This window comes from Glutamicibacter sp. BW77 (assembly GCF_002332285.1).
In the GTDB taxonomy this organism is placed as follows: Bacteria; Actinomycetota; Actinomycetes; order Actinomycetales; family Micrococcaceae; genus Glutamicibacter; species Glutamicibacter bergerei.
The window spans coordinates 90,343-103,111 of record NZ_NRGT01000047.1 but is presented as its reverse complement, the minus strand read 5'-3'; the positions used below and the strand labels follow the sequence as shown (position 1 = coordinate 103,111).

11 protein-coding genes and 1 pseudogene are annotated in these 12,769 nt (G+C 55.0%); 4 read left to right on the top strand and 8 right to left on the bottom strand.

What is annotated here, in order from left to right; translation table 11 throughout:
* Positions 1-32: 32 nt before the first annotated feature.
* Genes CIK74_RS05925 through CIK74_RS05910 form a run of 4 tightly spaced genes read right to left on the bottom strand, consistent with a single transcriptional unit; the run spans position 33 to position 3,625 of the window.
* Positions 33-1,010, bottom strand: a complete 978-nt coding sequence (locus tag CIK74_RS05925) for a glycine betaine ABC transporter substrate-binding protein (RefSeq protein ID WP_096254853.1) — start codon at positions 1,008-1,010, stop codon at positions 33-35.
* Positions 1,007-1,735, bottom strand: coding sequence for an ABC transporter permease (locus tag CIK74_RS05920; RefSeq protein ID WP_096254852.1), 729 nt, complete (start codon positions 1,733-1,735; stop codon positions 1,007-1,009). The genes CIK74_RS05925 and CIK74_RS05920 overlap by 4 nt, the downstream gene beginning before the upstream one ends.
* Positions 1,732-2,991 carry an ABC transporter ATP-binding protein gene (locus tag CIK74_RS05915; protein ID WP_275542530.1) on the bottom strand — a complete coding sequence of 420 codons (1,260 nt, stop codon included), beginning with the start codon at positions 2,989-2,991 and terminating at the stop codon, positions 1,732-1,734. The genes CIK74_RS05920 and CIK74_RS05915 overlap by 4 nt, the downstream gene beginning before the upstream one ends.
* Positions 2,984-3,625, bottom strand: coding sequence for an ABC transporter permease (locus CIK74_RS05910; RefSeq protein ID WP_096254851.1), 642 nt, complete (start codon positions 3,623-3,625; stop codon positions 2,984-2,986). Before CIK74_RS05910 ends, CIK74_RS05915 begins: the two co-directional genes overlap by 8 nt.
* Positions 3,626-3,841: 216 nt before the next feature.
* Here CIK74_RS05910 and CIK74_RS05905 point away from each other — a divergent pair, with 216 nt between their 5' ends.
* From CIK74_RS05905 to CIK74_RS19000, 3 genes and pseudogenes are all read left to right on the top strand, one after another.
* Entirely contained in the window at positions 3,842-4,693 is an 852-nt protein-coding gene (locus tag CIK74_RS05905; RefSeq protein ID WP_096254850.1) for a fumarylacetoacetate hydrolase family protein, read from the top strand.
* 191 nt (positions 4,694-4,884) lie between these two features.
* Positions 4,885-6,399 carry a sodium:alanine symporter family protein gene (locus CIK74_RS05900; protein WP_096254849.1) on the top strand — a complete coding sequence of 505 codons (1,515 nt, stop codon included), beginning with the start codon at positions 4,885-4,887 and terminating at the stop codon, positions 6,397-6,399.
* A 913-nt stretch (positions 6,400-7,312) separates the two neighbouring features.
* Positions 7,313-7,438, top strand: a pseudogene (locus CIK74_RS19000) (IS481 family transposase); the annotation flags it as partial.
* 61 nt (positions 7,439-7,499) lie between these two features.
* Here CIK74_RS19000 and CIK74_RS05890 read toward each other — a convergent pair.
* The 3 genes from CIK74_RS05890 to CIK74_RS05880 form a co-directional block, all read right to left on the bottom strand.
* Entirely contained in the window at positions 7,500-8,345 is an 846-nt protein-coding gene (locus CIK74_RS05890) for a CoA ester lyase (RefSeq protein WP_096254847.1), read from the bottom strand.
* A gap of 229 nt (positions 8,346-8,574) precedes the next feature.
* The gene (locus tag CIK74_RS05885) at positions 8,575-8,982 is read right to left on the bottom strand and encodes a DUF4262 domain-containing protein (protein ID WP_170947759.1); all 408 of its coding nucleotides are present in this window, start codon (positions 8,980-8,982) and stop codon (positions 8,575-8,577) included.
* 87 nt (positions 8,983-9,069) lie between these two features.
* Positions 9,070-9,519: a hypothetical protein gene (locus tag CIK74_RS05880; protein ID WP_096254845.1), complete on the bottom strand. Its 450-nt coding sequence runs from the start codon at positions 9,517-9,519 to the stop codon at positions 9,070-9,072.
* Between the two features lie 393 nt (positions 9,520-9,912).
* Between CIK74_RS05880 and CIK74_RS05875 the strand changes: the two genes are divergently transcribed.
* Entirely contained in the window at positions 9,913-11,328 is a 1,416-nt protein-coding gene (locus CIK74_RS05875; protein ID WP_096254844.1) for an NtaA/DmoA family FMN-dependent monooxygenase, read from the top strand.
* 118 nt (positions 11,329-11,446) lie between these two features.
* Here the strand turns inward: CIK74_RS05875 and CIK74_RS05870 are convergent, their stop codons facing one another.
* On the bottom strand, positions 11,447-12,622 hold the full coding sequence (locus tag CIK74_RS05870) for an NADP-dependent malic enzyme (RefSeq protein WP_096254843.1): 1,176 nt from the start codon (positions 12,620-12,622) through the stop codon (positions 11,447-11,449).
* Positions 12,623-12,769: the final 147 nt, after the last annotated feature.

The following is a 12,769-nucleotide window of genomic DNA, read 5'->3' as shown; positions in this document are numbered from 1 at the left end:
TCTCTGGTGGCGGTCGCTTGTCAGCTTGTTGCTTACGGAGCCGTTATTAGACCCTCGTTCAGCATCCATTCATAGGCAACGTCAGCCGGTTCGCGCCCCTCGACGTCCACCTGGTAATTCAGGTCCAACAGAACTTCGTCGGTCAGCAACGGTGCAATCTGCGCCATGACATCTTGAACGCCAGGATTCTTTTCCAAGAATTCCGCGTTGAACGCAGGTGCCGCGTTATAACTTGGGAAGTATTGCTTATCGTCTTCCAAAACCGTCAGGTCCAGCGCCTTGATACGCCCGTCGGTTGTGAAAACCTCACCAAAGTTGCAAGCCCCTTCTGCTGTCGCCTGGTAGATAGCGCCCACATCATAAAGGCCAACGTTGTCCTCCTTGACCTGACTTCCGCGCTTCATCCCATAATGCTCAAGCATTGGAGTTAGACCGTCACGACGCGAGTTGAACTCCGGATCAACGCAGAAGGTCAGCTCTTTTGAATCCAACTTGGACATCTCGGAAAGCTTTGTAATGCCCAAGCGATCGGCCACCTCGCGGTTCATGGCCATGGCATACGTGTTGTTCAACGGAGCTGGTTTACCCCACACAATCCCATTGGCTACGTCCTCATCATGCACCGCTTGCCACTGCTTATCAGCGCCAACGATGGGCTTTTCATGCCCGAGGTAGGTCAGCCAGGCAGTTCCCGTGTACTCCCACAATGCGCTGGCATCTCCCGAAAGCAATAACTGACGCGCTGGCTGTGAGCCTGGCACGTTAGTCAGGTCCGTGACGTTGTAACCGGCAACGTCCAATGCGATCACCGTAATCTTGCCCAAGAGCAATTGTTCGGTAAAGGACTTCGAGGTGACAGTCACCTTGGCGTCTTTGTCCAGCGACTGATCTGCTTTGATGAGCCCGGGATTAGCATCTGGCACCGTACCGGTTGCCGGGCTCAGCCCACACCCGGTCAAGCCAATGAGCGCTGCGAAGGATAGGGCCCCAAATTTCAGTTTGCGATTCATGAGAGTCCTTTCGGCCGCGCGACCTGTTCCACGACTCGCCCCAGCCAGTCGATGGTCAGCGCAAGTAGTGCAACCAGCAGCGAACCGGCAATCAACACCGCGTTCAAGTTCAGGTTCACCCCGGTGGTGATGAGAATTCCTAGTCCACCACCATTAATGAAGGTCGCCAAAGTAGCCGTACCAACGAGCAGTACCAAAGCGGTTCGAATTCCGGAAAGCATGACCGGAACCGCAAGCGGTAGCTCCACCTTGAAGAGGACCGCAGATTGGCTCATTCCGATACCGCGCCCTGCTTCTACGAGCCGCTCATCAACTTGCTGTAAGCCGACAATGGTATTCGAGAGTACCGGAAGGATCGCATAAATCACCAAGGAGACAATTGCCGTGACGGGGCCGAATCCCAGCCAGAAAGCCAGGAGTACGATTACACCAATGGCCGGTGCTGCCTGGCCAAAGTTTGCAATTGCGCGCACCACGGGTGCTGCCTTGCGAAAAGCAGGACGGGTGAGAATGACACCAAGCGGAATCGCAATGATCAGAACGATCACCGCTGAAATCAGCGTGATTTCTAGGTGCTCCTTCGTGTACCCCCAGATTGTTGCCGGGTCCAGCGTTTGCCTTTCCGTCTCGGTGAGGTTGGCGTTAACCAGCCAAATCACCAAGATTCCGAAAGCTGCCGCGATACCTAACAACTGGTAAATCAGTCCGCGTTTTTCTGCGTTCACGAAGTCTCACCACCAGATTGCTGACTATCCAACTGGATATCTCGCAAGTTGATTGCACCAGAGTTCAATCCCACCGGGGCGTCATGGTCCCCATCCATGTTGGAGTTAGTGGCAGCGATCGCTTCCATGACCGTTTGTACGGTGATGATTCCCTTGAGGACATCGCGCCGCCCGGTAACCAAAGCCGACTCCGTGCTGGCAACAAGCATGGTGTCCAACGCATCGTTGAGCGTTGCCTGCTCACCGACTACCGGCAAATCCGGATCGTAAGTACCATCGATGATTTCCGCACGAGAAAGCTGACGGCGATTTAGACGGCGCACCGGACGTCCGCGTGAATCGAGTACCACTACGTACTTGCGGCCGGCACCTTGCAATTGCGACAGTACATCCGAGGCATTCTTTCCTGCGGTGGTAGTGATTGCCTCGGAGAGTTCCACCTCGTTCACGCGAGTCAGCGTCAGCTGCTTCAGTCCGGCACCGGAGCCGATGAAGTTTTCTACGAACTCGCTGGCCGGGTTAGCCAGAATACGTTCCGGGGAATCGTACTGCTCCAGTTGCGCGCCTTCGTTGAAGATCGCGATCCAATCTCCCAGCTTCACAGCCTCATCAAAGTCGTGGGTCACACAAACAATGGTTTTCTGAACCTCAGACTGAATGTTGAGCAGTTCGTCTTGCAAACGCTGACGGGTGATCGGGTCCACCGCGCCGAATGGCTCATCCATCAATAGCACCGGTGGATCAGCCGCCAAGGCACGGGCCACACCTACGCGCTGCTGCTGTCCACCAGAAAGCTCCTTCGGAAAGCGATCGCGGTAGAGCTCAGGGTCAAGCGACACGAGTTCAAGCAGCTCATCTACGCGGGCCGCAATTTTTTCTTTAGACCAACCCAGCATCTTGGGCACCATGGCGATATTAGTAGCCACGGTCATGTGCGGGAAGAGGCCTCCGGCCTGGATGACGTACCCGATACGGCGGCGCAGTTCGTCGCCGTCCATCTCTGTCACGTCTTCTCCGTTGATGATAATTTCGCCAGAGGTCGGCTCGATCAGCCGGTTAATCATTTTCAGCGTTGTGGTTTTGCCACAGCCCGAGGGACCAACAAACATCACGATGGAACCTGCAGGGATCTCAAGAGTCAGGCCGCCAACCGCGGGTTTTTTCTGTCCCGGGTAAGTCTTGGTGACTTCCTGGAGCATGATCGACGCTCCGGTGACGTTCTGTTCGGTACTGGTTTCGACTTTATTTTCAGACACGGATACCTCGCGGGATAGTCAGTCGGCCAACGCCGAGCAAGATCAAATCAAGAATGAGCGCCAAGATGACAACACCGACCACGCCGGTGACGACAGATTCTAAGGCGTTTGCACCACCCAGCCGGGATAGGCCCGAAAAGATATACCCGCCAAGCCCAGGGCCCAGCGCGTAGGAGACAACAGCGGCCACACCCATAACCATCTGCGCTGAGATGCGCACGCCGGTTAAGATCACGGGCCAGGCCATGGGCAGTTCGACGGAGATCAGGGTTTTCATGCGGCTCATGCCGATGCCCTTCGCCGATTCAACGACCGTCGGTTCGATGTTGTTTAGTCCCACGATGGCATTTCTCAGAATTGGCAGGGCCGCGAAGAACGTCACGACGATCACCGCCGGTAAAACACCAAAGCCGAAAGGAACGATAAGAATACCGATCAGTGCAAAGGACGGGATGGTCAGCCCAATTGCACTAATGCCATTGGCCAAACCGGCCAACGATTTGCTGCGATACACCAGCACGGCGATCAGCACCGCAATGATTGTCGCCAAGACGAGGCATTGGGCTACAAGCCACAAATGCTGCCAGGAGGCGAATAAAATTTGGCGATATCTTTCGCCGAAAAAGTCACCCACATTAAGACCTGCTTCACTTTAGTTTCGTATCATCCACTGAGCTGGAATAGATACCTATACTCAGCATTCGCCCCAAGTTTACCGGCCTTAGCACTCATCGTTCGGTATCATTTTGATAAATCTTCTGCTGACTTGGTCAGATATGAGTGTCGTTTTGGCCTATCTGCATGGCGCAACATGCTAGCCAAGACGGTGCGAATGTAGTGAGATAGAAACATGAAACTAGCTACCGTGCGACTGACCACCGAACCCGGATTAACAACGGCCGCCGTCATTGAAGATGGCAGACTGTACTACCTGGAAAACTTGTCGAACATTCAGAAGTTCCTTCGCCTCGATGACCCAACCCAGCAAGAAGTCGTCGCACGAGCCTTAGTCGGTGACTCGATTGCCGAAGCCGAGGCCGATTATGCCCCGCTGATCCCCAACCCGGCCAAGGTGTACTGCATAGGCCTGAACTACCGTAACCACATAGCCGAGGTGGGTGCCGAGGAACCAGAGTTCCCTACGGTTTTCGCAAAGTTCGCTTCCACGCTATGCGGAGCAAATGACACTGTAGAAATCCCTGCCGAGGACCACCGCATGGATTACGAAGGTGAGCTCGCCATCGTCATCGGTACCGCCGGCCGGCGCATCTCCGTCGAAGACGCGGCAGCACATATTGCTGGTTATGCGGTTTCCAACGATGTCTCCATGCGCGGTTTCCAGGGACGAACCACCGAATGGTTGCAGGGTAAGGCGTGGGACAAGTCGACTCCAGTGGGCCCATGGCTGGTCACCTCCGATGAATTTAGCGCGGGCGCGAAGATCACCACGAAGGTCAACGGTGAGGTAGTTCAGGAAGATTCCACCGACGATCTAGTGTTCTCCGCGGCCGAACTAGTCTCCTACCTATCGGTCATCAATGAGTTGCAGCCTGGCGATTTGATCCTCACCGGCACCCCCGCCGGGGTGGCCTTGGGCCGACGTGACGAGCATGGGCGCCGCCCATGGCTGAAGGCCGGAGACTTGCTCGAAACTAGCATCGATGGTCTGGGCACTTCCACGATTAAGTTCGCTTCCCTTTAGCCGCGAACGCTTAGATGTCCCCGCGTCAGTTTTTAGACGCGGGGACATCTTTTAATTCACTTTTAATCCCGTTGGTGCGACACGAAACAACGGTTGTGACTTGACTCTCAGCATCACGTATGATGACTCACAATGTCACTTCGAATGGCAGTCATCATCATCAATCACTCGTATCGAAGGATCTAGAACTCATGGACGCTTTGGGAACACTCTTCGGAGATATCTCCTCGGTTATTTGGGGGCCGTTTGTCCTCATCCCCTTGCTCTTGGGCACCGGGTTGTATCTGACCATCCGCTTGGGCGGTTTGCAGTTCATCAAACTTGCGGCAGCGCTTCGTCTGGGCCTACTCAAGCGCAAAGACGCCGAAGCTGAAGGCGATATCTCGCAGTTTCAGGCACTGACCACGGCATTGGCTGCCACTGTCGGTACCGGTAACATCGTGGGTGTTGCTACCGCCATCGGCATTGGTGGACCGGGCGCACTATTCTGGATGTGGGTTACCGGCCTAGTCGGTATGGCTTCAAAGTACACCGAAGCTTACTTGGGCGTTCGCTTCCGTGGAACTGACGCAGCTGGCGAAAAGTCCGGCGGTCCACAGTACTACCTCGAACGCGGCATCAAGGGTCCCTTCGGAAAGTTCTTGGCACTGTTCTTCGCCATCGCCGCGACCCTAGCCTGCTTCGGCATCGGTAACATGACTCAGGGCAACTCGATCGCGATTAACCTTGAGAGCTCATTCAACGTCACCCCATGGGTTACCGGCGTCATTCTGACCGTACTGTCCATCGCTGTTCTTGTCGGTGGCATCAAGTCCATCGGTCGAGTCACCGCTGGCTTCGTTCCAGTGATGATCGTCTTCTACGTGGCAGCTGCGATCTACATCCTCATCTCCAACGTATCTGGCATTCCTGCTGCATTCGGTGAGATCTTCACCGATGCCTTCACCGGCACCTCGGCAGTCGGCGGCTTCGCCGGTTCGGCAATCATCATCGCCGTTCAGTTCGGTGTAGCTCGCGGTATCTTCTCCAACGAGTCCGGTATGGGTTCGGCTGCTATCGCTGCAGCTTCGGCGCAGACCACCCACCCAGTACGTCAGGGCTTGGTTTCCATGACCCAGACCTTCATTGACACCATCATCGTGGTTACCTGCACCGGTCTGGTGATCATCACCACCGGTTCCTGGAAGCTGGTCGATGAGGCAACCGGTGAACAGATCTCCGCTGCGCTGATGACCGGCGAGGCCTTCACTAACGGCCTGCCAGGTGAATGGGGCCACTGGATCGTCACCATTGGCTTGGTCATGTTCGCCTTCTCCACCATCCTTGGCTGGTGCTACTACGGTGAACGAAATATCGAGCGCCTGTTCGGTCGCAAGCTGGTCATGCCATTCCGCATCGTCTTCTCACTGGTCGTTTACGTAGGTTGCACCACCGAGCTGACCGCTGTCTGGAACTTCTCGGACATGATGAACGGTTTGATGGCACTGCCGAACTTGATCGGTCTGCTAATTCTCTCCGGTATGGTGGCTCGCGAAACCCGCTGGTACCTGAAGAATGATCCGAAGCTGGAAGCCAATAAGGCGGAAATTGAGAACTTCATGTCCGCCCGTCCAGGCTGGGCAGAGTGGAAGGCCGGTGACGTGATTGGCTCTTCGAAGAACCGTGGCGCTCACCAGGCAGCGCAGGATCCGGATCCGATCCGCTAGGAACTAAGATCCGTTTCTCTTAAAAAATCGGAGAGCTGTCGTTCTTACCCCTTTGGGTAAGAGCGGCAGCTCTTTTTATTTGCAGCAGATAGAACGCAGAAGGCCGGTGCCAGCCCTGCCCGAGGGGTCTTTAGGTCGCTGTGATGTTTTGGGACTTGATCATTTAGCACTTGCACGCCTCATCTTCACCCGCGAAACCTGGTGGCAACCAAATCGTCCGCCCCTCCTACAAAAGTATGATTTACATCCAGATTCATTCCATATAGTGTATTTACACAAGAGGGTGGGTTAAATGAGCACAAGACAATCTACTCAAATAATTTATTTTAAACCAACTAAATCTCCGTGAAAGGAAATAATGCTGAAGTTTCTCGGACTTTCTGCTGACACTTCAACCGAAAACACGATCCCCATCTGGCAGGGAGTGCGACGGAAGCATAAAGTAATCGCAAATCTCGTTTCGATTGCGCTAGCAATAGCAGTCTTCTTCCTGACTCACTGGCTACTCGCAGATTTTCCTTCCGAAGGCTACCTGCCACACGTTCCATGGAACGCTGCTGCAGCTATCCTCCTACTTTCTACGTTAATTGCAGAACGCGGACTGATTCGGAACACGTCGACGCAGGATTCCGGTCACTAGCCGGAGCCGTACCGCAACCACGTATATTCGCTTAGAAGGACAAGACAAGTTAGAGAGTTCTTGCAAAGCCTGATGCTGCGCTTTCCCCGGCGGCGGCCAGCGCGTCGCGGAACGGTCCCGGGAAACGCAGCAAGTCCAAGACGACCACTCACACGTGGCTTACATCTATATCTTGGAGGTCTGGAGGAAGGAAACCACGGCCCGGTTCCGGAGATCAGGCCCAATGCCTACTTCCGGGGTACCGTGTGCTCACTGACAGTAGAGCTGTTACTTTCAAACGCTTTCGCCAATACTCTACGACCGGAGATCACGCATAAGCGCATGCGACCCTGCCGGCCCCAAGACAACGGTAAGGTCGGACGGCTCAACCTCACCGTGATCGAGGAATGGGCCCATGCCTACGTTACCGTTTGGAGGCCAACTGAGCGACCGACTTCCCGGACTGGTTAGTACGTGGAGACTAGGCGTTCCACAATCCGTAAGAGTCGGCCAGGTCGGCGATCTTCTGCGCGCGAGCGAGTCGAGGCAAGTACGAACCATCGCCCACTGAGGCGCCCGCGGCGTGTGCTTCGAGCAGCTCCATGGCCCAGGAGAGCTCGTCTTCGCTTGGAGCCAGTGCGGCGTTGATACCATCAACATGTTCGCTGGATAGGGAAAGCTTTCCGGTCATACCCATGGAGGCGGTGACCAGTGTTTCTTCGGTAACCTTGGCAGCATTTGCGCCGGGAGCTGGTGGACCGTCGATAGCGCCTGGCAACTTACCCACGCGGGATGCAATCACGAGCTTGCCTCGTGCATACGCCAACGCCATCGGGTCATCAGAAACACCGGTGTCTTTACGGAAGTCATTAACACCGAAGGCTAAACGGAAAGTGCCCGGAGCCGAGGCGATGTTGGTGGCGTTTTCGATACCTACGGCGGTTTCGATCAGCGCGAGCACCGGGGTACCTGCACGCAAACGCATTGCGGTGTAGGTGACCTGCTCTGGCTTTTCGGTCATTGCGAGCATGACTCCGCGTAGGCCTGGGGTTTCAGACAACGCCGCAAGGTCATCTGCCCAGAAGTCGGTGTCTGTACCGTTGACACGGACCCAGGCGGTCATGCCGTTGGAAAGTGCGCGCACCACGTTGTCGCGGGCGAAGGCTTTCTTGTTATCTGGAACTGCTGCTTCCATATCAAAAATTACCGAATCAGCTTCACAAGCTAACCCGGGTCCGAAGTCTTCTTCTCTGGCAGCGTTAACCAGGAGCCACGAACGGGATAATTTTGCTGGGAGGGCCGCAGCGCGACGATTTCGGAAAGCCATATTACAAGCCTACTCACTTTCTGCGCCCGTCTTCTACCGACACCCACCAGCATCTATCACTTGCACCGAAGCTCACAGATGAAGCTGATTACATACCCATGTGGTCAGACCAAAGAAGTCAATAAACCAAGGATTTCACCGCAAAATCTACGACCTAACCCAGAGACGAAATCCTGCAAGCTTCAGTTTTTCGGAACCAGCCCGAAACCCACATCGGCAAATTTACGCGCTAATTTTGGTTGGCTTGTAGTGCCCCAAGTGGAAAATCATCACCAGCAAAGAGAATCTCTAATACGCGCACCGATTCGCCGTAACGCCTGTACGCAAAGGGCACCTGCAACCGAATCCCTGTAGATATGCCGGAGAAAACCAGAAGTCGCCCGTCCTTCCAGCAAGAGGTATGCGCGTGAGCAAAATGTTCATGATTCTCAAGTACGGATGCTGAAAATCCGTTCAACATCTGCAAACTGTCTTCCACATCTAAACCGCGGACGAGAAACTCCGGGTGCCCAATTTTGCTCAAACCGACGGTGTAGGCATAGGGCTCGTAGCATTCGTCGCCCTCGACATAAATAATCTCCCTGCCGTAATCTCGAATGCGTTGAGCCGTCTGGGCTTCTACCTGTTTACTAGTCATTCCATTGCACATATCGCACATGATGTCTCTCCTTAGGGAACGTGCGGTTTCCAGATCTTATTTATTTCCCCTTCCTGGCCTGATTTATCAACCACGTCCTGCGTAAGGCTCTTCTTCAAGGCTGATAAAACTCAATGGTTCGTCGCACTGTAGCCACGTGGGAATTTCATCACCACAGATCTCGCTGACGATATCCAAATCGTGTAGCCCACACGGTGCCTCTCGAAAAAACAGGTCGCTAAACACCGAGGTGCACTGGGAGCCAACGTCGAAGCTCTGTCCGTGCCTTGTAACTTGTTCGGCGAGGTGCGTGAGTAACGCAAAAACTTCGTCATCGGTTCCGCCGACGGTCATCACTTCACTGTGGCCAAGACTGGACAACCCGAGAGTGAAGCCAAGGACTCGTGGGCTCCTTTCGCCTCTGCACAGCAAGATGGCAAAACCTGTAGCGGCAATTTCGGCATTGGTCAGCAGCGCCAGTCCCTTTACTGGCAAACTGCAACGGACGCATATCTTAGCTTCTGAATAATCTTCCATGTCTCTTCCTCACAAGGTGGGTTCAGGTACCTGCAAGTGTTGCGACAATCAAGGTCGCGTGGATACAAGAATTCTCAATTGTGGATAACTTGGCTGGCCCGCTTCGGTAGCGGGTTAGCGTCAACATCGCGGAACTGAAGGAAATGATGGCGTTCGGGCAAGGACGACAACCGCCCTCAGCATTCATCGCTCCAATGTCTAGCTTCGTTTCAGGACTCGGGAAGTCTTCTCTGGTCATAAACCCATGTCCCTATCTGCTAACAAAAGCGTCATTGCGTCATGTAGCTACATGCCAAGACTTCTTCATTCTTAAGGCTCGACCGTCCGAACGAACGCTGAAAGTATCGCATAAAGGGAGCTAGCCGCTACTGCCAAAAGACCGGGAGAACCACCATGGGAAAACCACTTCATTTCAACGCCTTCGTCATGAACACCACCAGCCATATCCAGCACGGTCAGTGGCGCCGCCCAGATGCCGGACAAACAGAATTTAACGACGTTAATACCTGGATCAATCTCGCCAAGATTTTGGAGAAGGCAAAGTTCGACGCGATGTTCTTCGCCGATGTCTCCGGACTTTACGGCGACACGGAAGCCGACTATGACGTGTATGTCCATGAAGGTCTGCAGATCCCGTCAAATGACCCCACCGTGTTGCTCGGTGCTTTGGCAGTGCACACCACGCAGATAGGTTTAGCCACCACCTCAAACATCGTGCAGAACCACCCGTTTAACTTTGCCCGACAGATCTCCACCCTGGACCACATCTCCAATGGGCGCATCGCCTGGAATGTTGTCACCGGCATCAACGAAAACGCCTCGCGCAACTTCGGTCTGCCAGCGTTGACCGACCATACCGAACGTTATGCCTGGGCCGACGAGTACATCGACGTCACCTACAAACTTTGGGAAGGTTCGTGGGATGAAGGCGCCTTGCTCAAGGACAAGAAAAATGGGCGGTATGCGGATCCGGCCAAGATCAACAAGATCTACCACCAGTCAAAGCGCTACCGAGTCGAAGGACCTCATCTGCCTTCGCCATCCAACCAGCGCACACCGGTGCTTTTCCAGGCCGGGTCTTCCGCATCGGGCCGGGATTTTGCAGCGCGCAACGCCGAGGCGACGTTCATTATCGCTCCGACACCTGACGTCGCCAAAGAACTGATCGACGAAACCCGCCGCTTGACTGTGTCCCATGGGCGCCGGGCCGAGGACATCAAGTTCTTCCAGGGACTATCTTTCGTTATTGGCGACACCGAGGAAGAAGCACTAGAAAAGTCCAAGTACTACGACGAGTTCATTAGCGTCGACGGCTACTTGGCGCACATGGCGATCCTCGACAGGACCGGGCGGGTATACCCGAAGGAAACTAAGCTCAAGGACCTTGATACCAACACCTCCAAGGGAATGGCCGAATGGGCCGGGAAGCACATTACCGATCGCGAACCGACTCTTGAGGATGTGGCCACGCTTCAGTCCCACAGCACCCGCGTGGTTGGTACGCCCGAGCAGATCGCGGATCAGCTAGAAACTTGGCAGGCCGCTGGAGTTGATGGCATCAACGTCATCAATTGGGTGATCCCAGGGTCCTTCCAAGAATTTGCGGACAAGGTGTTGCCGGTCCTCCGCGCGCGTGGTTTGGCACAGTCCGAATATTCCGAAGGCACCTTGCGTCAGAAGCTTTTCGGGGACGGCGACCTGCTCAATGAGCGTCATCCGGCCGCCCGCTACCGTGGAGCGTTTACCCAGGGCCCAAGTAATTGGGAAGAAGCCGATGCACTACGGGCCAAGGCGCCCGCCACCGTCTAATTCGAGCTGTGCTTAAACAGGTGAGCGTCCGAGAATGATCACTGATTCTCGGACGCTCACCTTGGTCTGGCAACGATTGCTGTTGCGACCTATTCAGCATGTTTCCTCGGTCGAGGAATTATTTAGTTTCTTCGGCCAGCGCGCCCACTGCGGCGGCAACCGCTGGCATTACACGGTCATCGATGGCAGAAGGAATGATGTAATCGGCGGACAAATCATCGCCGACGAGGTCAGCAATGGCGTGCGCCGCGGCGACCTTCATCGCTTCGGTGATCTTCTTGGCGCCCGAGTCCAAGGCTCCACGGAAGATGCCTGGGAATGCGAGTACGTTGTTGATCTGGTTAGGGAAGTCACTGCGTCCGGTGGCTACGACTGCCGCGTACTTCTTAGCAACGTCCGGCATGATTTCCGGGGTTGGGTTAGACAGCGCGAAGATGATGGCGTTCTTGTTCATCTTGGCTATTGCGGCCTCGTCAAACTGCGAAGAGGACAGGCCAACCACAACATCGGCGCCTTCCAACGCTTCGGCAAGGCCACCCATGACGTCTTCACGATTGGTACGCCCGGCAAGTTCTGCCTTGACCGCGTTGAGATCATTTCGTTCACGGTGAATGGTTCCGCGTGAATCGAGCACGATCACGTCATCCACACCAGCTTGCAGTAGCAGGTTGGTCACGGCAACACCGGCAGAGCCTGCGCCGGAGATGACAACCTTCAGCGAGCTGATTTCGCGCTTGGTGTGACGGGCCGCGCCAATCAATGCTGCCAGGACCACTACGGCGGTGCCGTGCTGGTCATCGTGCATGACCGGGCAGTCCAAGGCGTCGATCAGGCGCTTTTCAATCTCAAAGCAGCGAGGTGCCGAGATGTCTTCGAGGTTCACCGCTCCGAAGCTTGGGCGCAGGCGAATCACGGTTTCAACGATTTCGTCCACTTCGGTGGTGTTCAGTACCAGTGGGATGGAATCCAGGCCGCCGAATTCCTTGAAGAGGGCGCTCTTGCCTTCCATGACCGGGAGCGAAGCGGCGGCACCGATGTCGCCGAGTCCGAGGACCGCGGTTCCGTCCGAGATGACGGCGACCAGACGCGAAGCCCAGGTGTGGGTGGCGTGCATTGCAGGATCATCGGCGATGGCCTGCGATACCTTCGCGACACCCGGAGTGTAAGCAATGGACAGGTCACGCTTGGAATTCAGGGGCATCTTCGATGCGACGGTGAGCTTGCCGCCAAGATGGGCGTTGAAGATCTCTTCGTCGGTGATGGTGGTCAGGTCTGAGCTGGTTTCAATAGACATTAAAAGTCACTGCTTTCAAGAAAGTTCTGATTCACGAAAACGCAGTACCCACGAAACTTGTGGCATAGCGTAGGAACGCGCATGACCATTCATCCGACCGCAAAGGAACCCGAACCGACGCATTTAAGGTGGACATCAGGCTTCCTT